This is a genomic window from Anaeromassilibacillus sp. An172 (assembly GCF_002160515.1).
In the GTDB taxonomy this organism is placed as follows: domain Bacteria; phylum Bacillota; class Clostridia; order Oscillospirales; family Acutalibacteraceae; genus Limousia; species Limousia pullorum.
Map to the genome: position 1 here is coordinate 1 of NZ_NFKS01000025.1, position 22,968 is coordinate 22,968.

General features: G+C 48.2%; 23 protein-coding genes. All 23 read left to right on the forward strand.

Annotation, left to right across the window (positions count from 1 at the left end; translation table 11 throughout):
• Nucleotides 1-195: 195 nt before the first annotated feature.
• The 23 genes from B5F08_RS10660 to B5F08_RS10770 all read left to right on the forward strand — a co-directional run bounded on the left by B5F08_RS10660 (nt 196) and on the right by B5F08_RS10770 (nt 22,728).
• Nucleotides 196-927 (forward strand): PcfB family protein, encoded by a 732-nt coding sequence (locus tag B5F08_RS10660; protein ID WP_275532174.1) that lies wholly within the window; start codon nt 196-198, stop codon nt 925-927.
• Between the two features lie 21 nt (nt 928-948).
• Nucleotides 949-1,881 carry an ArdC family protein gene (locus B5F08_RS10665; RefSeq protein ID WP_242968431.1) on the forward strand — a complete coding sequence of 311 codons (933 nt, stop codon included), beginning with the start codon at nt 949-951 and terminating at the stop codon, nt 1,879-1,881.
• Nucleotides 1,878-2,015, forward strand: a complete 138-nt coding sequence (locus tag B5F08_RS13290; RefSeq protein WP_158096287.1) for a hypothetical protein — start codon at nt 1,878-1,880, stop codon at nt 2,013-2,015. The genes B5F08_RS10665 and B5F08_RS13290 overlap by 4 nt, the downstream gene beginning before the upstream one ends.
• Nucleotides 1,993-2,295 (forward strand): hypothetical protein, encoded by a 303-nt coding sequence (locus B5F08_RS10670; protein WP_143256397.1) that lies wholly within the window; start codon nt 1,993-1,995, stop codon nt 2,293-2,295. The genes B5F08_RS13290 and B5F08_RS10670 overlap by 23 nt, the downstream gene beginning before the upstream one ends.
• Nucleotides 2,296-2,474: 179 nt before the next feature.
• Nucleotides 2,475-4,163, forward strand: coding sequence for a VirD4-like conjugal transfer protein, CD1115 family (locus tag B5F08_RS10675; RefSeq protein ID WP_087379115.1), 1,689 nt, complete (start codon nt 2,475-2,477; stop codon nt 4,161-4,163).
• Between the two features lie 22 nt (nt 4,164-4,185).
• Complete coding sequence (locus tag B5F08_RS10680) at nt 4,186-4,569, forward strand: glutamyl-tRNA amidotransferase (RefSeq protein WP_087379117.1); 384 nt, start codon at nt 4,186-4,188, stop codon at nt 4,567-4,569.
• 270 nt (nt 4,570-4,839) lie between these two features.
• Nucleotides 4,840-5,661, forward strand: a complete 822-nt coding sequence (locus B5F08_RS10690) for a hypothetical protein (protein ID WP_442856073.1) — start codon at nt 4,840-4,842, stop codon at nt 5,659-5,661.
• Between the two features lie 23 nt (nt 5,662-5,684).
• The gene (locus tag B5F08_RS10695) at nt 5,685-6,083 is read left to right on the forward strand and encodes a PrgI family protein (protein WP_087379123.1); all 399 of its coding nucleotides are present in this window, start codon (nt 5,685-5,687) and stop codon (nt 6,081-6,083) included.
• A 30-nt stretch (nt 6,084-6,113) separates the two neighbouring features.
• Nucleotides 6,114-8,462 (forward strand): VirB4-like conjugal transfer ATPase, CD1110 family, encoded by a 2,349-nt coding sequence (locus tag B5F08_RS10700; RefSeq protein WP_087379125.1) that lies wholly within the window; start codon nt 6,114-6,116, stop codon nt 8,460-8,462.
• A gap of 72 nt (nt 8,463-8,534) precedes the next feature.
• Complete coding sequence (locus B5F08_RS10705; protein ID WP_087379128.1) at nt 8,535-9,587, forward strand: hypothetical protein; 1,053 nt, start codon at nt 8,535-8,537, stop codon at nt 9,585-9,587.
• Nucleotides 9,539-10,294 (forward strand): M23 family metallopeptidase, encoded by a 756-nt coding sequence (locus B5F08_RS13640; protein WP_275532173.1) that lies wholly within the window; start codon nt 9,539-9,541, stop codon nt 10,292-10,294. The genes B5F08_RS10705 and B5F08_RS13640 overlap by 49 nt, the downstream gene beginning before the upstream one ends.
• A 134-nt stretch (nt 10,295-10,428) precedes the next feature.
• The gene (locus B5F08_RS10715) at nt 10,429-11,358 is read left to right on the forward strand and encodes a helix-turn-helix domain-containing protein (protein WP_087379131.1); all 930 of its coding nucleotides are present in this window, start codon (nt 10,429-10,431) and stop codon (nt 11,356-11,358) included.
• Nucleotides 11,359-11,510: 152 nt separating this feature from the next.
• Complete coding sequence (locus B5F08_RS10720; protein ID WP_087379134.1) at nt 11,511-11,786, forward strand: DUF6110 family protein; 276 nt, start codon at nt 11,511-11,513, stop codon at nt 11,784-11,786.
• A 50-nt stretch (nt 11,787-11,836) separates the two neighbouring features.
• The gene (locus B5F08_RS10725) at nt 11,837-13,939 is read left to right on the forward strand and encodes a heavy metal translocating P-type ATPase (RefSeq protein WP_087379137.1); all 2,103 of its coding nucleotides are present in this window, start codon (nt 11,837-11,839) and stop codon (nt 13,937-13,939) included.
• A gap of 141 nt (nt 13,940-14,080) precedes the next feature.
• Nucleotides 14,081-14,704, forward strand: coding sequence for a TetR/AcrR family transcriptional regulator (locus B5F08_RS10730; protein ID WP_087379206.1), 624 nt, complete (start codon nt 14,081-14,083; stop codon nt 14,702-14,704).
• Between the two features lie 108 nt (nt 14,705-14,812).
• Nucleotides 14,813-16,585, forward strand: coding sequence for an ABC transporter ATP-binding protein (locus B5F08_RS10735; protein ID WP_087379140.1), 1,773 nt, complete (start codon nt 14,813-14,815; stop codon nt 16,583-16,585).
• Nucleotide 16,586: 1 nt separating this feature from the next.
• Nucleotides 16,587-18,320 carry an ABC transporter ATP-binding protein gene (locus B5F08_RS10740; RefSeq protein WP_087379143.1) on the forward strand — a complete coding sequence of 578 codons (1,734 nt, stop codon included), beginning with the start codon at nt 16,587-16,589 and terminating at the stop codon, nt 18,318-18,320.
• 216 nt (nt 18,321-18,536) lie between these two features.
• Nucleotides 18,537-18,794, forward strand: coding sequence for a heavy-metal-associated domain-containing protein (locus B5F08_RS10745; RefSeq protein ID WP_087379146.1), 258 nt, complete (start codon nt 18,537-18,539; stop codon nt 18,792-18,794).
• 16 nt (nt 18,795-18,810) lie between these two features.
• On the forward strand, nt 18,811-19,596 hold the full coding sequence (locus tag B5F08_RS10750; RefSeq protein ID WP_087379149.1) for a ZIP family metal transporter: 786 nt from the start codon (nt 18,811-18,813) through the stop codon (nt 19,594-19,596).
• 68 nt (nt 19,597-19,664) lie between these two features.
• The gene (locus B5F08_RS10755) at nt 19,665-20,177 is read left to right on the forward strand and encodes a hypothetical protein (protein ID WP_087379152.1); all 513 of its coding nucleotides are present in this window, start codon (nt 19,665-19,667) and stop codon (nt 20,175-20,177) included.
• 20 nt (nt 20,178-20,197) lie between these two features.
• Nucleotides 20,198-21,010: a class I SAM-dependent methyltransferase gene (locus tag B5F08_RS10760; RefSeq protein WP_087379155.1), complete on the forward strand. Its 813-nt coding sequence runs from the start codon at nt 20,198-20,200 to the stop codon at nt 21,008-21,010.
• A gap of 24 nt (nt 21,011-21,034) precedes the next feature.
• Complete coding sequence (locus B5F08_RS10765) at nt 21,035-21,841, forward strand: class I SAM-dependent methyltransferase (RefSeq protein WP_087379158.1); 807 nt, start codon at nt 21,035-21,037, stop codon at nt 21,839-21,841.
• Nucleotides 21,842-21,882: 41 nt separating this feature from the next.
• On the forward strand, nt 21,883-22,728 hold the full coding sequence (locus tag B5F08_RS10770; RefSeq protein WP_087379161.1) for a hypothetical protein: 846 nt from the start codon (nt 21,883-21,885) through the stop codon (nt 22,726-22,728).
• Nucleotides 22,729-22,968 lie beyond the last annotated feature (240 nt).

Below are 22,968 nucleotides of genomic sequence, written 5' to 3' on the forward strand. Positions count from 1 at the left end.
CATCCTCTATCTAATAACTACAATTATACAACATTATGTTGAATAATTATACAGTTGATTTTGGGAGATAGGCTCCCTTATCAACCTAAATTTATTATACAAGGAGAATGCTGACTGAACTACGGAAGCGATCCTGCCGACCAGATCGTCCGATTTACCCTTGAAGGGACCGAAGTAGCTCTCAAGCTGTCGGGACTGGCGGCGAAGAATTTTGCGCTGTTTGTTTATGCAGTGCTGAAAGACCAAAAGAAAACCCATGGCAAGACAAGGCTTGTCCGAATGCTTCGGGAGCAGCGTCCGTTTAAGTTTTTCAATCTGCCTGCAACGCACATGAAAGAATTTGTGCGGGAAGCCAAAGGGCACGGTCTTTTGTATGTGCCCATCCGTAACAAACAAAAAGGCGATTACATCGAATTGGTGGTATTTGCGGATGACGCTGCTAAGATTCAGCGTATCTATGACAATCTCGGCTTGGATTATGTGAAAGCAGAAGCCGGAGAAGCCACTGTGGAGAAAGCGGTGGAACAGGAGAAGCAGGCCCCTGCCGCCTCCCAACCCGGCAAAACGGAAACTGTCCAAACCGAGCAGGGCGCTGTGGAATTCGAGGTGGGCGGCTTTGAAGATGACTTCAATATCAGTCCTGACGGGCAGGGTGAAGCCGGAAATTTTACCACTGGCCGGGAGAAGGAATCAGAATCCCCGACAGCGGAAAAGAGTCCGTCCGAGCCTTCCTTGCCCAGCAAAAACTCTTCGCCCGGCTTAACAAACCGTGAGCAGCCGGAGCAAAAACCTTCGGTGAAAAAGGAGCTGCAGGAGATCAAGCAGGAGCAAGTGAAGAAAAAAGAGGAAAAGGCCAAACAGCAGGATCGTCAGCATCCTACTCCGGGCCATTCCCGTAAAAAGAAGAAAAAACAGAAAGGCAGGTAATGCAGTATCGATTTATCAAATTTGATCGGCAGAAAACAGGAAACTCAGCTTCAGCCGGAACAGCAGTACACCAAGGAAGAATATGCCTCCATGAAGCAGGCTGAACGTGAGGACGCATGGGCAAAAGTGGATGCGCAGGCACAGGAAGTGTTCAAAGATGACGCTTCCATGAAGGGCTTCTTAGGTTTTATGGCTCAGTGTACCCCGCAAAGCACCCGCAACCTTCTCATCCTATATAACCAGAACAAGGAGATCACCCATCCCCGCACCTTTGATAAATGGAAGGAAGCCGGGCGCTCCATCCGTTCCGGTGAAAAGGGATACACCTTCTTTGCGGATCAGGAATATACCAAAGAGGACGGCACCATGGCGAATGGTTATACCATTACCAAAGCCTATGATATCTCCCAAACCAGAGGACCACAGCCTCTGCCGCCGCAGAAACATCTGCCGGAAGAAATCATTGCCGCTATGGTAGAACAGAGTCCGGTTCAGCTTGCCATCTCGGATCAGCTTCCCCAAGGGGTACAGGCACAGTATGTTCCCAAACAGCATACGATTTTTGTCCGCAACGGGATGGATGAAACCACCACCATTTGCGCCATTGCCCGTGAACAGGCCCATGCCAGCTTCGATACTGTCGGCAGCGGTTACTACCGTCAGGCGTATGCGGCACAGAGCTACTGTGCCGCTTATGTGGTCGCACAGCGGTGCGGGCTGGATACTTCGGCCTTCCGGTTTGACAAGGTATGCGAAAGCTGTGCTCAAATGACTCCGGAAGAAAAACGTGGTTTCATAAGCGATGTGAAACGGGCGGCTTATTCCATAGGCAGGGATATACAGCGCAGCTTTCGGGATTTGGAGCAGACAGTCCAGCCAGACGAGTTTTCGGTAGAAACGCAGAAGCCTGCCAAAGCTCCCAAATCCAAACCGGAGAAGGAAGCAGAACGATGAGAAAGCGAACCGCCGGAAGTTTTCCGTTTGTTTTCTTTTGTGCGGTAGCTTTCTGTCCGCCGCTGTGGTATGGTGAAGCTAAAGAAAATACAGAGAAAGGCAGGGATACCCTTGGAAAAGCAACGTCTCTTTAAGATGGGAATGCTGGAAAAGAATTTTCTGGTCAAGGCACTCTGCGACGCACAAAAATCATCCGGACCGGAAACCTCCGGCGAGGTGCAGGGTCTTATTAATAAAACCGTCAATGCGCCAAAGGGAAAGCTGTACCTGAGCGACACGGAATTCCAGTATGCGGCGCAGTCTTTAAATGGGATGCGCAACGCTTATCTGTCTGCTGGCAGGAGCAGCGGCGGTATTGACCGTGTCCTCGCAAAGCTCATGATCAGTAAATATCGGAACGTGCCGGTTCGATAAGATTTAAGGTTGCCCGTTACCCCGGAACCTGTGGGAATGCTTTTCCATAGGCTCCGGGGTTTCTTTTTTATTTTGATCTGAAGAAAGGAAGGATATTTTTTGACTCAATTGTAAAACGAAAAAATCCATGGTGGGTATGGCTTCTGCCATTGCCCATCGTCTGGTGGGCAGCGCTTTTGATGGCTGGAAGCTGGGCGGATGGAATGAGTCTTGTGGATCTGCTGGGAAAGCTTTCGGCAGCGATTAACAGTCCCCTTTCCATTCATTGGACAGATTATTCTCTTCGGTGCCTGTTTTTCTTTTCCCTTGGGTACGGGGTGATCGCCCTTGTGGTGACCTCCAACCAGAAAAACCGCCGCCGTGGCGAAGAACACGGTTCTGCCAAGTGGGGCGATGTGTTTCAGATCGCCAAGAAATACCGGGATAAAAAGAACCCCAAACAAAACCTTATCTTAACCCAGCATTTCCAAATGGGGATGGATGGTCATAAGCACAAGCGCAATACCAACGTGCTGGTGATCGGCGGCTCCGGTGCAGGTAAAAGCCGATCCTATGCTATCCCGAATGCCTTAAACTGCGGCAACTGTTCTCTGGTAATCTGCGATCCAAAGAGTGAAATCCTGCGAAAAACAGGCGGTGCGCTCAAAGCGAACGGATATGAGGTGCGGGTGTTTGATCTGCTGAACCCCGACGCCTCCTTTTGCTATAACCCCCTTGCTTATGTGCGGGATGACAAGGATGTTCTTCGCCTCATTGAAACCCTCATCCAATCCACCACTCCGCCCGGAGCACAGAGCACGGACCCTTTCTGGACGAAATCCGAAACAGCGCTTTTGCAGGCGCTGGTGCTGTACCTGATGCATGAAGCGCCGCCGGAAGAACAGAACTTTGCCATGGTAATGGAAATGCTGGCGGCAGCGGAAGTCCGGGAGGAAGATGAGGAATACGAGTCTCCTTTGGATATCCTGTTCGCAAGGCTTGAAATGCGGGACCCGGAGAGCATTGCCGTGAAGCAATACCATGTCTTTAAGATGGGAGCCGGAAAAACTCTGAAATCTATTTTAATCAGTGTCGGCGTCCGCCTCTCTGCTTTTAATCTGCCGCAGATCGCAAGGCTGACCTATACCGACGACCTCCATCTGGAAGAAATGGGCGAAAAGAAGATCGCCCTGTTCTGCTGTATCCCGGACAGTGATAAATCCCTCAACTACCTTGTGGGGATGATTTACGGGCAGCTCATCCAAACCCTCTATTTTGTAGCCGACCGGAAATACAAAGGCAGGCTTCCGGTGCCGGTCCATCTGCTGATTGACGAAGCGCCGAATATCGCCCTGCCCACGGATAACTTCCTGCCTTGGCTTTCCACCATGCGAAGCCGCAACATTTTCTGCAGCTATATCGCTCAGAACATGGCGCAGATTAAAGCGCTGTTCAAGGAACAGTGGGAATCGCTGGTGGGCTTGTGCGATGAGTTTCTCTACCTCGGCGGCAACGAGAAGGAAACTCACAAATATGTTTCCGAACTCATGGGCAAGGAAACATTGGATACCAACACCTATGGTCATAGCCGTGGAAGAAGCGGCAGCTTTAGTGTCAACGACCAGCAGACAGGCCGGGAACTCTTAACGCCCGATGAAGTCCGAATGCTGGATAACCGCAAAGCCATTCTTTTTGTAAGGGGTGAAAGGCCCATGCTGGATGACAAATACGACCTGATGCATCACCCAAACATCCACCTAACAGAGGATGGCGGCGCTGCGCCCTACGACTACACACAGGCGAAGGACGCCTCAGACGATCTCGATTATTCCCCGGACCAGTATGAGGATTTCGAACTGCTGGAACCGGAGGATTTTCTCAAACCATAATAATTCACATGAAATTGGAGGAATGCTTCTGAATAAGTTTCTGAAAAAAAATGGTTCTCTGACGAACCGCAAAAAGGACAACAAACCCACCAATGCTCTGCCGCTTGGTAAAAAGGGACGCCTTGGATTTTCCAGCTATGCCGCTGTAGTATTGTGCGCCTGCTGCCTTTCCACCACAGCCTTTGCAGCTGGCGGCGATCCTCTCGGAGTGGTGAACAACCTTTCCACGTTTATCTTTTCTCTGATTCGTGCCATTGGTATGATCCTGCTGGGCTGGGGTGTCGTACAGGTCGGCCTGTCCTTCCAGAGCCATGATCCCTCCCAGCGTTCGCAGGGGTTCCTGACCTTGGCCGGTGGGCTGGTAATCACCTTCGCCAAGGAAATCCTTGATTTAATTACCGCATAAAAAAACAACTGTCTGCTGACAGTTGTTCAAATGGTCTCAGGCAGGGAGCCTGTTGAAGTTAAGTCCAATGAAGCCAATGTTAAGAGTGACCCCGGTGAAATGATTATTGATAAAGTGCCAGCCATTCTTAAAAAAGTTCATCATTTGACCACCCCTTTTTTTCAATTTTGCTCCCAAACCCAGGTTTCCCTGCCTCAGACCATTTTTATTAAGTGTAGCATATTTCAGAAAAAAATTAAATAACTAAGGAGGTGACCAGCCGGAAACTGGATCATAGATAACTTAAATTCAGCGCTGGGTACATGGAATGACAAACTGGCTGAAATCTGGACACTGCTCACACAGGACCCCGCCACTTTCAAGGGCGGCGGAATCTGGCAGGTCATGCTGGACATCAATGGCGCACTGAAAGCCATCGGATATGGTCTGTTGGTACTGTTTTTTGCGGTTGGTGTCGTTAAAACCTGTGGTTCTTTTACCGATGTAAAGCGCCCGGAACACGCTTTAAAATTGTTCATTCGCTTTGCTTTGGCGAAGGCTGCTGTAACATACGGACTTGATTTGATGCTTGCTGTATTTAAAATCGTACAAGGAATCATTTCCACCATTATTACCCAATCGGGTTTGTCAGGAAGCAGCGGCACCACGCTCCCGCAGGAAATCATCGATAAAATCAATAACGTAGGATTTTGGGACAGTATCCCTTTGTGGGCGGTAACCCTTTTAGGCGGTCTGTTTATTACAGTGCTGTCCTTTATCATGATTTTAACGGTTTATTCCCGTATGTTTAAACTCTATATGTACACAGCGCTTGCGCCTATCCCTCTCTCCAGCTTTGCGGGAGAACCAACCAGCAATGTGGGCAAGAACTTCCTGCGTTCCTATGCCGGGGTATGTTTGGAAGGTGCTATTATTGCCCTTGCCTGTATTATCTTTTCCGTTATGGCGGCTTCTCCGCCAGCGGTTGATCCTAACGTCTCAGCCGTTACCGCCGTATGGAGTTATGTAGGCGAGCTCATTTTTAACCTTTTGGTTTTAGTAGGAACTGTGCGGATGAGCGACCGGATCGTCAAGGAATTGTTAGGTCTGTAAGGCCGTGAAAGGAGTGAAGCAATATAGAAGTAAAAGTACCAAAGGAAATCCGGGATTATCAGGAGTCCATCTTTTTTGGACTTTCCACCCGACAGTTTATCTGTTCCTTGCTTGCAGTAGGGGTAGCAGTCGGTCTGTATTTTGGTTTGCGCCCGCTGATTGGCAGCGAAGAAGTTGGCTGGATGTGCATTCTTGGAGCAGCTCCATTCGCTGCCTGCGGCTTCTTTAAGTACCATGGGATGACCGCCGAACAAGTGGCATGGGCTTGGTTTAAATCAGAATTTCTGTATCCGAAAAAGCTTGTGTTCAAGTCTGAGAATCTCTACTACGAAGCCTTGAAAGATGCCATTGCAGAGGGCGAAAAGCCGCCACGCAAAAGGAAAAAGCGTAAGTCTCAGCCACCTGCTGGGAAAGAACAGTAACCTTTTTCATTTTTCGCACTGAAAGGAAGGATGCCTATTATCAAAACGCTTCTCAAAGCAACGAAATTAGAGAAAGAGAAATTCAAAATCCCGAAGTCCGTACAGGACGCCATCCCCATCCAGCGCATCTGGCCGGATGGGATTTTTCAGGTAGGAAGCAGGTTTTCCAAAACCTTTTCCTTTACCGATATTAACTATCAAATCGCCGGAAAAGAGGATAAGACAGCGATGTTTCTCGATTACTCAGAGCTCCTCAATGCGCTGGATTCCGGAGCCAGCGCCAAGATCACCATCAACAACCGGAAAATCAATAAAGCGGAATTTGAGAAATCCCTGCTGCTTCCCATGAAAGAGGACGGGCTGGACCATTTCCGCAAAGAATACAATGAAATGCTGCTTTCCAAGGTAACCGGCACCAACAACAGTGTGGTGCAGGACCGTTACATCACCATCACGGTAGCGAAACGGAACATCGATGAAGCCCGCACCTATTTCTCCCGTGTGGGTACGGATCTGATCACCCATTTGTCCCAGCTTTCCTCCATTGGACGGGAACTGGACGCCGGAACCCGCCTGCAGGTGTTCCGAGATTTCTTTAAGGGCAATGAGCCGGCCGCTTTTGCCTTTGATCTCAAGGAACAGATGAAAAAGGGACACAGCTTTAAAGATTGGCTTTGCCCGGACAGCATGGAATTCCAGAAAGACCACTTCCGCCTGAACGACCGCTGGGGCAGGGTTTTGTATTTACAAGGGTATGCCAGCTATATCAAAGATTCCATGATTGCTGAACTCTGCGATATGGACCGCAGCCTCATGTTCTTCATTGATATTTTACCTGTTCCCACCGATGAAGCAGTAAGGGAAATCCAGAACAAGCTCTTGGGTGTGGAAACGAATGCGGCAAACTGGCAGCGAAAGCAGAACGCAGCCAACAACTTTTCCGCTGTCCTTCCTTACGACATGGAACAGCAGCGAAAAGAAACCAAGGAAATGCTGGACGATCTGACCAACAGGGATCAAAGAATGATGTTCGGTCTCGTGACCATGGTCCATCTGGCTGACACCAAGGAACAATTGGACAGTGACACAGAAACGATCCTCACAACAGCCAGAAAACATCTGTGCCAGATGAGTGTTCTGCGCTGGCAGCAGAAGGATGGGCTGGATACTGTGCTTCCTTATGGTTTGCGCAGAATCCAAGCCATCCGTACCCTGACCACCGAAAGCACCGCTGTGCTGATTCCTTTCCGAGCGCAGGAAATCATGCAGACCGGGGGCATCTACTATGGGCAGAACGCTGTTTCCAAAAACATGATTGTAGCCGACCGCCGCAAGCTCTTAAACGGGAACAGTTTCCGTCTCGGTGTCAGCGGCTCTGGTAAATCCTTCAGCGCCAAAGAAGAAATCGTGAGCATTGCGCTGTCCACCAATGATGATATCCTGATTCTGGACCCGGAGTCGGAATTTGGGTTCTTGGTAGAAGCGCTTGGCGGGGAAATTATTCGGATTTCCGCAGCCTCCAACACCCACCTGAACGCCCTTGATATGGACAAAGCCTACGGTGACGAACGCAACCCGCTGATTGAAAAATCAGAATTCATTCTCTCTCTGTTCGAGCAGTTAGTAGGGGCAGGCGGTGTGTCTGCCAAAGAGAAATCTATTCTGGACCGCTGCACCTATGATGTGTACCGGGAGTACATGGCAAACAACTATGAGGGTGAAGCGCCCACGCTGAAAGATCTGTACCATTCCCTCTTAAAGCAGCCGGAGCCGGAAGCCAGAGGGCTGGCGCTTTCCTCCGAGCTGTTTATCACCGGCAGTCTCAATACCTTTGCCCAGCACACCAATGTAGACACCAAAGCCCGCATCATCGCCTATGATATCCGTGAATTGGGCGAACAGCTCATGCCCATCGGGATGTTGGTCACCCTCGATGCGATCTTCAACCGTGTGATCCAAAACTGGAAGAAAGGAAAAACCACATGGGTATTTGCCGATGAGTTTTATCTGCTGTTCCGCTACCAGTACAGCGCCGATTTTTTCTACAAGCTGTGGAAGCGTATCCGAAAATATAACGGCCTTGTGACAGGGCTCACGCAGAATGTGGAGGAGCTGCTCCGTTCCGATACTGCCCGCCTGATGCTGGCAAACTCGGAGTTTTTGCTCCTTCTGAACCAGTCTTCCACCGACTGGGATGAACTGGCGAATCTGCTCCATATCTCGGACACCCAGCTTGGCTACATCACCAATGTAGCGGCTGGCTGCGGTCTCATCCGCTGTGCTGGCAATATTGTACCGTTTGAAAACAGCTTCCCCCGCAATACCCGTCTGTACCAGCTGATGACCACCAAGCCGGACGAAGCATTGAGGGGGGTGTAAACCTATACATGAAACAACACCGCAGCAGGGAGCCTCCTTTGGCTCCCTGTATCTTTTTTAGGAGGTATGCCATTGAAAGAAATTAAGACCAAACCGGAAAATGGGAAACCAAGGCTTTTGGATAGTGCCGCCAAAGCCCCAAAAACCGCAATGAAGGATGCATGGCTGAAATCCAAGGAGAAAGCCGTATCGGAATTGAAGGGGACGCCTTTTGCCAGCCAGCAGGGAGAAACCTCCAACGCCCCCGCCAACAGCGCCGGGGATCAGATGCTGTCCGGTATCGAAACCACCGCAAAAAAGGGCGCCGACCTTACCTATCGGGGCGGGAAAAAACTGGCGCAGACCACCGCTCGGAAAGTCAAAGAAAAAAGAGAAATTTCCCGTACACTGTCAGAAGCGAAAAACACTGGCAGCAAAGCAACGGAGATCACGAAGGATACCGCTTCTAAAATACGAACCAAAAATACCGCTGCCAAGGCGGTCAAAGGAAAACCTCAAAAAGCAGTAAAAACCGCCAGCCGTTCTATGAAAGGTGTGAAGAATAGCGCTAAAGGTATCAAGACTGCCCAGCGCTCGGCAAAGACTGCACAGCAAGCAGCCAAGACTGCGCAGAAAACAGCGCAGGCCACTGCAAAAGCGGCACAAAAAGCCGCACAGGCCGCCAAGGCTACTGCGAAAGCAACAATTGCAGGAGTTAAAGCGGCGGTCCGTGTAACTATAGCAGCAGTTAAAGCAACCATTGCGGCTGTAAAGGGGTTGATTGCCGCCATTGCTGCCGGAGGTTGGGTAGCTGTAGTGATAATCTTGTTAATCTGTTTGATTGCCCTGATTGTCGGTTCCTGTTTCGGCTTATTTTTCGGTTCGGATTCTACGGGAACCGGCACCAGCGTTACGCAGGCTGTGACAACTTTAAACGGGGAATTTCAGGCACACATTCAAGAAATTGAAGATAGCAATAGCCATGATCGGGTAGAGTTTACTTCAAATGACGGAGTGCTTTCTATCAACTGGGAAGATGTTCTCGCTGTTTTTTCAGCCAAGGTGACCGGTGCGGAAGATGGCGCTCAGGTGCTTCTTTGGATGACACTCAAGTTCAGCAGATGCGGGATATTATGTGGGAGATGAATGCAGTGTCTTCCAGTACCCGTACCGAGAGCCATGAAGTAGAAGTTACTGAAGTAGACGAGGACGGAAAAGAAACTACCCGCACCGAAACGGTAACGGAAACCATTCTGGAAATCTCTCTAACACATAAAACAGCGGAGGAAATGGCGCAGCAGTACAATTTCAATGCAAGGCAGAACGAATACCTTGCCTTAATGTCGGAGCCGGAAAATCAGAATTTGTGGGCAGAACTGCTGGGTGGTTTTAGCAGCGGCGGTGGTCAGATCATGAATCCAAATACTGATTGGGAAGGGACCGGGATTTTCCAATGGCCTCTTCCGCAAAGTTATACCATTACCTCATGGTTTGGATACCGTGAGGACCCCTTTACTGGAGAAATTGCCTATCATAGCGGAACCGATATCGGCGCTCCGGGTGGTACACCGATTTTGGCAGCAGCAGATGGCACAGTTACCATTGCAAATGCCATCGACTCTTGGGGCGGTGGATATGGATATCATATCAAGATAAGCCACAATGATACTTTTGACACCTTGTATGCCCACTGTTCCTCTATCTGCGTGACCGTAGGTCAGGAAGTGAAACAGGGAGAAGTGATTGGCTATGTCGGTACCACCGGCAATTCTACCGGAAACCACTTGCACTTTGAAGTATGGCAGAATGGAGAGCGCACTGATGCGCTTGGATATTTTAAAACGAAAGAATAAAAATGCTATTCTATTTATGACATCGATTGTGTAGTTCTTGATTTCATACAGAAATTGTGATAGAATGTGGTTAGCTTTTGCTAACTACATTCTATCACAGGACATAATTTCTATTAGAAGGGAGAAGAAACTATGTGTTAACAGAATTTTTGAAAAGTAGCCGAGGTGAAAAAGCCTTATGGGAAACAATAATAACAGGTGTGGATGTTTGCAATTTTCGTCTTCAAGGCAATACAAATGATCCATTTATCCCGATATCCTTGCAACCACTTCACTTTGAAGTCTTCTTTTGTTTTGCAGGTCATGTTGTACTCAAACAACAATGGAATCGTGTGGTTGTTGTAAGAAAGCAGGAAATTCTTTTACTATCTGGGATATCTTCATTGTATTCTGTCGCATGTACAGCGGATTTGGCAGGAGTATTGGTATCCGTAGATGCGGCTATGGCAAAAGAAAGTTTATATTCCCTATGCCGCATGATGGGAGATTTAAAATTGAATACTCTTGAGGTAAAAAAATATATGGATGAGCAAGATGGATGTGCTGTTATTCATGGCTCATCTTGGGTTTTTTCTGCATTTTCTGAAATCGTGAAAATGGAAGACTTACAAAAAAGCAGATACTGCGTTTGGAAGTCGGTAGAATTACTGTTTCTGCTGAGTACAGGAACATTGTATCCAAAAGATAAGGATAATCTGAAAATAAGCAAGGTAATAAGAGAAGAGATAAATGAGATTTGCAATTATATGGAGATGCATCTGGACGAAAAAATAACAATTGATTATTTGTGCCACAAGTTTTATATATCCCCTACTACATTAAAAAAATATTTTCGCAATATTTATGGTCAGCCAGTATACACTTGGCTATCACATAAACGTATGGAAAAAGCGGCTGAGCTTCTTTGTTATACCTCTATGACAGTTCTTGAAATTGCACAGGCTGTCGGGTACTCCAGTTTGAGTCAATTCAATGTGGTTTTTAAAAAATGTTATACCTGTACACCGAGACAATATCGAAATAGGTCTGATTCCGTTGATTTTTGTCTGTTTCCAAAAGAATGATTTAGCTAAAGTTGTTATAATAATTAGACAAAATCTATGAAGGAGGTATCTGGTTGAAACAGCACCGTTTTTGGGCATGGGGAGCCGTAATTTGCCTGCTTATGGTAATGATTACGGGATACAAAAGAAAATAACGGAAAGGAAGATTCTATATGAGTTTATACAATAAATTGGCTCTTTTTGTGGGGGGCGCGCTTTTTGGATCGGTTGGAATTAAACTGCTGTCCAGCAAAGACGCTAAAAAAGCATATGTTCACGCAACAGCCGCAGGGCTGCGTATGAAAGATTATGTCATGGAAACGGTAACGACCGTGCAGGAAAACGCATCGGACATTTTAGCTTCTGCCAAGGATCTGAATGAAGAAAGAGCTGCAAAAGAAGCGGAAGAAGCGGCAGCCGCACAACTTGAAAGTTCTGAGGAAGAGTAACAGAAAAGAGCCGTTGATACGGCTCTTTTTTTATGAAGGAGAAGCGACAAATGAAGGCAATTATTTTACACGAAAGCAAAGGGCGTATCCGTTTTCGAATCAGTCAGAAAAAAATGACTTTGCAGGAAGCAGATGTGCTAGAAAATTGGTTTCAAAAGAAATCATGGATCACACAAGTAACTGTCCATGAACGCACCGGGTGTGTGATTCTGCAATACTCCGGGTCACGTAAGGAAGTGCTGGCGGCTATCCGTGAGTTTAACTTGCAGGAAGCGCAATCACAAATCACTTTGCCACTGCACAGCAGCCGTGAATTAAACCGTAAATTTCAGGAAAAGCTGGTCGGAAAAGTGGTACTGAAAGCAGCGTCTATGCTCTTTTTGCCGAAACCATTGCAGATCGCACGAATTGTATGGCATATGCTCCCTTTTTTGAAGAGAGGTATCCACTGTCTTTGGAGAGGAAAACTGAAGGTAGATGTGCTGGATGCACTGTCCATCGGAATTTCTGTATTCCGCAAAGATTTCGGAACAGCAGGAACTGTCATGTTTCTGTTGGAACTGGGCGAACTGTTAGAAGAATGGACCAGAAAAAAATCAATGGAAGACCTTGCTCGCTGTATGGCCCTGAATGTGGATCGGGTATGGCTGAAGACACCGGAATCAGAAATTCTGACAGCGGTATCAGATATCCGCCCAGGTGACAAAATCGTGATTCGTACCGGGAGTATGATTCCTATGGACGGTATCTTAGCCGAGGGGGAAGTCACAGTCAATCAGGCTTCTTTGACTGGAGAGTCTGTACCGGTCGTAAAACACCCGGGAAACACCGTGTATGCCGGTACTGTCATAGAAGAAGGCGAGTGCATACTGGAAGTAAAACAAGCTATGGGTTCCAGTCGATATGATCAAATTGTAACCATGATTGAAAAATCCGAACAGATGAAATCGGCAGCTGAAAGCAAAGCGGCTAACCTTGCAGATAAATTGGTTCCGTATACCTTTGCCGGCAGTATCTTGAGCTTTCTGCTGACACGAAATATCCTGCGGGCCTTGTCGGTACTTATGGTGGATTTCTCCTGTGCGTTAAAATTTTCCATGCCGCTGGCGGTGCTTTCTGCCATGCGGGAAGCCGGAAAAGAACATATCACTGTAAAAGGCGGCAAGTTCTTAGAAGCGGTGGCAGCTGCGGATACCATTATATTTGATAAAACAGGCACATTGACATATGCTTGTCCGAAGGTTGCGCAGATCATCACTTTCGGAGGGCGAGACGAGTCGGATATGCTGCGTCTTGCAGCCTGTTTAGAGGAACATTTCCCCCATTCTATTGCAAACGCCGTAGTACAAGAAGCGCAGTGCAGAGGGTTATCCCATGAAGAATTTCATTCCAAGGTAGAATACATAGTGGCTCACGGAATTGCCAGTACGGTGAATGAAGAGAAGGTGTTGATTGGAAGTGCGCACTTCATTTTTGAAGATGAGGGAATAACTGTTCCGCTAAATGAACAGGAGCGTTTTGATCATCTTCCTAAAGAATATTCTCATTTGTATTTGGCGATTGGCGGGGAACTTACGGCGGTGATTTGTATTTCCGATCCGCTGCGCAGGGAAGCTAAAGAAGTATTGTCTGCGCTGCGTGCTTTGGGAATTCAAAAAACAGTTATGCTGACAGGCGACAGCTATCGGACGGCATCTGCGGTTGCAAACCGCTTAGGGGTTGACGCATTCTGCGCTGAGGTTCTTCCTGCGGATAAAGCAAAATTTGTAGCCGATTTGCGCCAAAAAGGACATATTGTTTTAATGGTCGGAGATGGTATCAACGACTCTCCCGCCCTTTCAGAAGCGGATGCGGGAATTGCCATCAGTGACGGCGCAGCAATTGCCAGAGAAATTGCTGATATTACCATTGCGGCGGACAGTCTTTGGGAGCTTGTTAAGCTGCGTCGCATTGCAATGGCTTTGATGGCGAGAATTCACTCAAATTATCGGTTTGTCATCGGATTTAACGGGACGCTGATAGGCTTGGGATTGGCAGGAATTTTGCCTCCTGCAGCATCGGCCGCACTGCACAATCTTTCTACGCTTGGCGTCAGCCTGCGTAGTATGAGTGCTCTGCCGAAACCGAAACAGGATAATGACTGCTGTATATAGCCGGACAACCAAAAGAGAGAAATCTTTGTGTGGTTTCTCTCTTTTTATTCATCCATAAAAAATGCAGAAGCACTTGACATTCAGCTTACGGGCAGCTATAATATAGCAGTGATATATAGCACCGCTATATTTTTTAGGGAGGTGTGTACCATAGATGAGAATCTGACAACCTTGGATCAAATCCATGAGGCGGCAAAGGCGGAGTTTTTGCAAAAAGGCTACAAGGACGCTTCCCTGCGGAATATCGTCAAATCTTTGGGCAAGACGCTGGGAGCCTTTTACGGTTATTATAAAAGCAAAGAAGAACTCTTTGAGGCACTGGTTGGCGAGCATTATCAGTACTTGATTGATCGTTTTAAGGACGCTCAGAAGCAATTTGCCGACCTGCCCCATGAACAGCAGCCGGAAGTGATGGGCGATATATCAGGGGTATGCATGTTTGATATGCTGCATTATGCCTATCAGCATTTAGAGGAGTGTAAGCTCATTCTTTGTTGTTCCGAAGGAACCCGCTTTTCCGGGCTGATTGATGAGATGGTGGAAATTGAAGTGGAGGGGACACACGCTTATCAAAGAGTGCTGGCGGAATTAGGCAGACCCTCCCCGCCGCTTGACCCAACTCTGGAGCATATTTTGATCACCGGGATGTTTCATACCTTTTTTGAACTCATTATCCATGAAATGCCGCTTCCCGATGCGGAAAACTATGTAAAGGAAATGCGGGCCTTTTACACCGCAGGATGGATGAAAATTATGGGGCAATAGCGCCCTATAATTTTTGACTTGTAGTTAGTTTAAGCTAACTGAATTGGATATAAGAAGGACGCATCATTGTCCTCTGTATCATAAATGAAAGGTAAAGGAGGAATTCTCTTGAAAAAACAATCTAATTTATCGCGTCTGCTCACGATTGCGGGAAGTTACCGATATCTGACTTATACGTCCTGGATCCTCTCCGCAATCAGCGCATTGATTGCACTCGTGCCTTATTATTTTATCTGGCAGGTCATGCGTGAAGTGCTGGAAGTCGCTCCGGATTTCAGCCGTGCGCAGAATCTGACCTACAACGGCTGGATGGCAGTGATGTTTGCGGTCATTGCGGTACTGGTGTACATCGCCGGGCTGATGTGCTCCCATCTGGGCGCATTTCGCATTGCCACCAATTTGCGTTTGCAGTCCATGAACCATATCGTAAAACTCCCCCTGGGATTTGCGGAACATTTTGGCAGCGGTAAGCTGCGCAAAATCGTCAATGAATCCAGCGCCGCTACGGAAACCTATCTGGCGCACCAGCTCCCGGACCGTGCGAACGCCCTCGCAACCCCCTGCGGTCTTCTGGTTCTGCTGTTTGTGTTTGACTGGAGACTGGGTCTTTTGAGCCTGGCGCCGGTACTTCTGGGCTTTCTCATTATGATGGCAATGACAGGAAAGGAAATGCAGCAGAAGATGAAGGAATACCAGAATGCGCTGGATGATATGTCCAATGAAGCTGTAGAGTATGTCCGAGGTATTCCGGTGGTAAAAACCTTTGGCCAAACCATCTTTTCCTTTAAGAAATTCAAAGACTCCATTGACCGTTATAAAGTATGGGTGATCGCCTATACCAAGCAGCTGCGCACGCCGATGATGTTCTATACCGCAGCTATCAACGGCGTATTTGTCTTCTTGATCGCAGGAGCCTTGTTGTTTACGCAGGATCAGGTCACGACAGAATTTTTACTCAATCTGGTATTCTATATCATCATTACGCCGATCATTTCCGTGACGCTCACACGAATTATGTTCCAGAGCGAAAACGCTATGATCGTGGACGATGCTTTACAGCGGATTGACAGCGTTCTGAATTTGGAGCCGCTGAAAGAAACAGCTCATCCCAAACATCCGAAAGACGGCTCTGTAGAGCTTGAACAGGTGCATTTCAGCTATGACGGAGAAAAGGAGGTTTTAAAGGGCGTGTCTCTTTCAATTCGTGCCGGGCAGACAGTCGCTTTTGTGGGACCGTCCGGCGGTGGAAAAACCACGCTGGCAAATCTGATCTCCCGCTTCTTCGATCCTCAAAGCGGTACTGTAAGGGTAGGCGGCGTGGACGTCCGTAATATTCCGAAGGAAGAACTGATGAACACGGTTTCCTTTGTGTTCCAGAACAGCCGACTGATCAAAGCTTCCATCTTTGAGAATGTGCGTCTGGGCAAACCGAAAGCCACCCGGGAGGAAGTCATGGCTGCCTTAAAAAATGCCCAGTGCGACGATATCCTTGAAAAACTGCCGGATGGTATGGATACGGTGATCGGCACCAAGGGTGTCTATCTTTCCGGCGGCGAGCAGCAGCGGATTGCCATTGCCCGCGTGATGCTGAAAAATACCCCCATCATTATTCTGGATGAAGCCACAGCTTTTGCGGATCCCGACAATGAAACCAGAGTACAGGCGGCTTTTTCCAAGCTGTCTCAGGGCAAAACGGTCATTATGATTGCCCACAGGCTTTCCACGGTGGCCGGTGCAGATCAGATTTACGTTGTAAAAGACGGGCAAATCGCAGAGAGCGGTTCCAGCCGTGAACTGATGGAAAGAGGCGGTCTCTTCGCTAGGATGTGGAAGAACTATCAGACTTCCGTTCAGTGGAAAGTCCAAAAGGAGGTACAGTAAGATGATCAGACGTCTGCAAAAAAGATATGCCTTGTCCGAACAGGGCGCAAAGGATTTAATCAAGGGTTGCTTCGCCTGCGTTCTGCAAAATATCTCTTTTATGTTCCCTGTTGGGCTGCTGTACTGCATGGTGAGCGATCTGATGAACGGCGGTGTTCCGGAAAGCCGGTTGCCCTTCTATATTGTAGGCTGTATTCTCTGTGTGGGATTGATCCTGCTGACAACCTACTTCCAGTATAACGCCACTTATTTTGCCACCTATACGGAAAGCGGCGTGCGCCGTATTACATTGGCGGAACGGCTGCGGAAAATCCCCCTCTCCTTCTTCGGAAAGAAAGACCTTGCGGATCTTACCAGCACCATTATGGCGGACTGCACCTTTTTAGAGCAGAGCTTTTCCCACTTTATCCCGGAGCTTGCCGGATCCATCATCTCTACGGTTTTGATTGCCGTCAGCCTGTTCTTCTATGACTGGCGTATGGCGCTGGCGGCTCTATGGGTAATGCCGGTGGCGTTTGCCATTGTAGGTTTTTCCGCAAAGGTACAGGAAGGTTTCAATCAGAAGTCCATGGATGCGAAAATGGCCTGCGCGGACGGGATTCAGGAGTGCATCGAAACGGTACAGGATCTGAAAGCCAACAACGCTGAAAAAGAATACCTTAAAGGGTTGGAAAAGAAGATCCGCGCAGTGGAACACCGCTCCATTCTCAATGAGTTCGGTTTGGCGGCCTTTGTTGTATCCGCCTCCCTTGTGTTAAAGCTCGGGATTGCCACGGTCGCGCTTGCAGGCTCTGTTTTGTTGATGCAGGGCAGTTTGGATATTTTGACCTTCTTTCTGTTCCTGCTGGTGGTTTCCCGGCTCTATGATCCCTTGCAGGGTGCGCTGCAGAATCTGGCGGCGGTAATTTCCACCCGGACAAATATCGCCCGTATGAATGAAATCCTTGACCATCCCATTCAGCAGGGCAAAAACAGCCTTTCCAATAAAGGATACGATATTACCTTTGACCATGTTGGGTTTGCCTACAACACCGGAGAAACGGTTTTAAAGGATGTAAGCTTTACTGCCAAGCAGGGAGAAGTAACCGCGCTGGTGGGCCCCTCCGGCGGCGGCAAAACAACGGTCTCCCGTCTGGCAGCCCGGTTTTGGGATGTGAGCCGGGGAAAAATTACGGTAGGCGGTATGGATGTCTCGAAAGTGGATCCGGAAACCCTGCTTTCTCTTTATTCCATTGTGTTTCAGGATGTTACCCTGTTTGACAACACCATACTGGAAAATATCCGTATTGGCAACAAAGACGCCGCAGATGAGGAGGTTCTGGCTGCGGCACGGCTTGCCAATGTGGATGAATTTGCCGAGAAGCTTCCTGATAAATGGAATACTAACATAGGCGAAAACGGTTGTGAGCTCTCCGGCGGAGAACGCCAGCGTATCTCTATTGCCCGTGCCTTCTTAAAGAACGCGCCGATCATCCTTCTTGACGAAGCTACAGCCTCTCTGGATGTGGAGAATGAAACGCTGATACAGACAGCTCTGTCACGGCTGATCAAAGACAAAACTGTTCTGGTGATCGCACACCGGATGCGCACGGTAGCCGGTGCGGATAAAATCGTCGTGCTTTCCGATGGTATGGTGGCGGAAGAGGGCGATCCGGATACCCTGCTACGGCAAGACGGTATCTATACCCGCATGGTAAAATTACAGACAGAAAGCCAGAACTGGACGCTGGCATAGTGTGATTTTCTAATGCGGAAACAAACCGGATGACAGGCAAATGCCGCACGCAAAACACGGCTGTTTTTTGAGTGTGGCTTTGTCTTTATCCGAAAACACTTTAGCACAGTATCTTGACAAAATGAAACATGGTATGGTAAAATCAATTAGTTAGAATTAACTAACTATTTTTTATTTGTCGTGGTTAGCCTGCGCTAACTATGTGAGGATCGAATGATGATAAAAATAACAATGAAAATCGATGGAATGTCCTGCGGAATGTGTGAGGCCCATATAAACGATGCGATCAGAAAAGTATTTTCTGTTAAGAAAGTGGCTTCTTCTCATAGAAAAGGGATTACGGAACTGCTTATACAAGACCCCGTTGACACGCAGCTGCTGAAACATGCTGTGGAAGAATGCGGGTACAAGGTGTTGGATATTCGTTGTGAACCTTACGAAAAACAAGGTTTTTCCCTGTTTAAAAGAAAATAGATGAGGGTGAGAAGATATGCCTTTTGAATTATGGCAAGGGCTGCTGATCCCCTTTGCCGGGACGACGCTCGGCGTAGCCTGCGTCTTTTTTATGCGGAACAATTTGAGTGAACTGGTTCAGCGTGCGCTTACCGGTTTTGCGGCAGGGGTTATGGTGGCGGCTTCCATATGGAGTCTGCTGCTCCCTGCCATGGAACAGGCATCAGACATGGGGCAATGGTCTTTCTTCCCTGCTGTAGCTGGGTTCTGGCTTGGTATTTTATTCTTACTGGGATTGGATCGGCTGATCCCGCATCTGCATCGCGGCAGTACAGAGGCCGAGGGCGTCAAAAGCAGTCTTGGAAAAACAACTATGCTGACTCTGGCGGTGGCGTTGCATAATATTCCGGAAGGGATGGCAGTGGGCGCGGTCTATGCCGGGTGGCTCTACGGGGACAGTGGGATCACGCTGGCGGGGGCATTGGCTCTTTCTCTGGGGATTGCCATTCAGAACTTCCCTGAAGGCGCGATTATATCCATGCCCCTGAAAGCTGAGGGGCTCTCCAAACCCCGCTCCTTCCTGTATGGGACGCTGTCCGGTGCAGTGGAGCCGGTAGGCGCCATTCTGACCATCCTGCTGGCTGATATTTTAGTCCCGGTGCTGCCTTATGCCCTGAGCTTTGCCGCCGGAGCGATGATCTATGTGGTAGTGGAAGAATTGATCCCGGAGATGTCAGCCGGAAGGCACTCCAATGTGGGAACCATTCTGTTTGCAGTTGGTTTCACCCTTATGATGACGCTGGATGTGGCGCTGGGTGCTTGAGTGCGATGATACCTAACCGAATTTTTCCCGCTTGGAAGACGAGTAAATGATAGTGATGGGGGATGTGTATGAACTGGATGCGAACGATATTAGACGGATTTGCTATGGCAGCCTATTTTAATTTATTTGATGCTGCCGTGGCACTATACAATCCCCGACTGATGTTTCCCAGCTACCCGCCTGCTATTATCAAGAACGCGCCGGAACCACCCTCAAAAACAGAGAATCGTTTTTACCGGCTTTGGATCTGTTTTGGGGAGCTGCTGCCTCTCCTGCTTTATGGCGCGGTCAGTACCATGGAGGGCGGGACAACAGGATTCTGGCGTCTGGCCCTGACCGGGTATATCCAGTGGATGATGGTCAATTTCTGTGACCTGTTTTTTCTGGATTTCTGGCTGATTCAGAGGAAGGCGAAAAGCCGGTTTATCATCCCGGGAACGGAGGGACACCCCGGTTATGCGTTTAAAGCCTGGATGAAAGACTACGCTCTGCCGGAGCATCTGTTGCAATGGCCATTGCTCCTGTGTCCCCTGATGGCGGCGGTGCAGGCAGGGGTAGGAGTATTGTTGATGAGATTATAAATATACGAGGAGATAATGCAATGAACAAGAAAGAATTAAAACAGGAGAATATTCGACTTGGAACTCACGGGGAAGACTACGGAAGCTGGATGTCCAATCCCGTGTTCTATATTATCGGCGGCATCACGGCTCTGGCCGTGGTTTTGGCCGTACTTTCTTTTTCGGTGTTCCACATCACGGTTCTCGGTGTTCTGTTCTCTGTTGTTGCGGCGGCGCTGGTGGCCCTGCTGGTCTGGATCACATGGATCAGGTGCCAGTATGCCTTTGGCGGCGGGATCATGGAACAGGTTCACCGGGTTGTCCTCTCCCATCTGGACTATGATGGCGATGGAAAGATTCTCGAAGTTGGATGTGGCTCCGGAGCACTGGCAATCCGTGCGGCTCTGACATGGCCGAAAGCAAAAGTGATTGGCGTTGATTACTGGGGTGCTGTGTACAATTACAGCAAGGTGCTCTGCGAGAAAAATGCTGCCAGCGAGGGCGTGGCTTCCCGCTGTGTGTTCCAGCATGGCGACGCCAATCATCTGGATTTCCCCGATGAGAGTTTTGATGCGGTCATCAGCAACTATGTCTACCACAATGTCATGGGAGCCGATATGCACAAGCTGCTGCTGGAGAGCCTGCGGGTGTTAAAAAAAGGAGGCGTCTTCGCTCTGAACGATGATATGAAGCCAAAAATGTACGGTGACATGGAAGGTTTTGCGCAGAAACTGCGGGATATGGGGTATCAGGATGTTCGTCTCATTGATACTGCACAAGAGGCGTTCGGCTCACACCGCCGAGCAGCTATGATGATGCTAGGATCTTCCAGACTCCTGGTAGGCCGGAAATAATCTCACTATAAAGGAGGACTGGTTATGCAGAAATTAGGCGTTGTAGAAGATACCCTGTTTATCCCTATGCTAGGAAGAATTTATGCCAGTGAGCACTGTCCGCAGATCATATATGATAAAAAGGCTCTGGAATTAAAAGAAAAGCTGCCATCTGACCTGTTGGGAAACGGCAGTCAAAGCCAGTATACCCTGCTGGCTTCAGCGGCTCGCTCTGCCAATATGGATCGGTTTATTCAGGAGTTTTTAATGCGCAAACCGGACGGCGTGATCGTCCAGCTGGGCTGCGGACTTGAAACAACTTATTACCGCTGTGATAACGGAAAGACGCGCTGGTATGCCGTTGATTTGCCACACGTCATTGACTACCGGCGGGAACTGCTCCCGGAATCGGAACGGGAGACCTATCTTGCCGGAGATGCCTTTTCCGAAGACTGGATCAGGCAAGTTCGCACGGATTTGCCCGACGCCCCTATCCTTGTTACCGCAGGCGGACTGTTTCACTATTTTGAGGAAGATAAGGTTATTTCTCTGCTTCGTATGCTCAGACAATTCGGAGAAATAGAAGTCGTCTTTGATACTGTGAATAAAAAAGGTATGGCTATGATGCAAAAGAAATACATGAAACAGGTAGGCCACGCCGATGCGCAGATGTTCTTTTATGTGGAGTCGGCAGCGGAACTGGCCGGAAAGATCGGCGGTGGGTTTACAGAGATTATGGAAGAGCCTTACTACCGTTATATTCCCAAAAACGGCTTAAAACTATCCACCAAGGTTAGTATGGCTGTTTCTGACCGGTTCTGTATGGTGAAGATGATTTGTTTGAATTTATAGTGTTTTCACTTTATACGAATACAATAGCGGAGGGGATTTTAATGTTGGAAAAAGAAAACTTAACGCCGTTTCAAATTCAGCTGCTGCTTTATTACCTGACGGCGGAACCGTCAAAGCGTACGGTAACGGATTCAGCCAGAAGCCTGAATGTGAGTAAATGGGTGGTCACTCGTACGCTGGATACGCTGGAAAAGCTGAATATTGTAGAACGTCTGGAGAATCGCAAAACGGTTTTGACAGTTCCGGGAGTTAAACTGGCAGAAAAGTATCAGAAACAGAGAAAGGTATTAGAAAAATATATGCAGTATCAGGATATCCCTCCTGCACAGATTAAGGAGAATGCCCTTCGGGCATTGGCAGCCGGTTTTTCTGATGAATTTATGGAGCGGCTGGCTGAACAGGAAAGCCGAATGCATATCAAAGAAATATTTGCCGGACGCCGGGACTTCCATGGCGGGGATATTTGTAATTACCTCAGTGACGGCAGTTACTATTTTCCGTTCATTATTTACCGGGAACAAATCAAAAATCACAATAACCTTTCCATGGCAAACCGTGGTTTTGAAAACCCGTGTGAAGTCATCGTAAAGGATCATGAAGGACTTGTGTATTTGGCGGTCAAAACCGTATCCGCCCAGTCCATGTCCAACAAAAATAAAATGGAAGGACGCATCCAGAAGCTGCAATACTTATATGACGGAGAATTCCGTGACGGCGGCATTGACGGGCGTTATGTGTTTTTTCCGGTAACGGCGCTGCGGTTTATCTCTATGGGAAAAGGCCGGGATACCCTGCTGCACGGAAGCGTATGCCTGAAAATGCAATGCAGTGTTGGGGATATGCATATGCCGGAGAGTACGGCTGTTTTCACCATGTTCATCCATTAAAAGCGGCTGATTCAGAAGAAACGAAAAATTTTTTGGAGCAGTTTTGCAACAACACTGATTTATCAGTCATAATCGGGGTTTAGGAGCTTTTTTAGCCCTCCTATGGGCTGTTTGGAGCAGTTTTGCAACAGAAAATCCATTGACAACAAAATAGTAACTGGCTATACTGAATTTGCTTTAAGGAAAACGCGGATTATAAAAGCAGTGTGTTTTATCATTCGCAGCCCTGTTTTGGTCTTT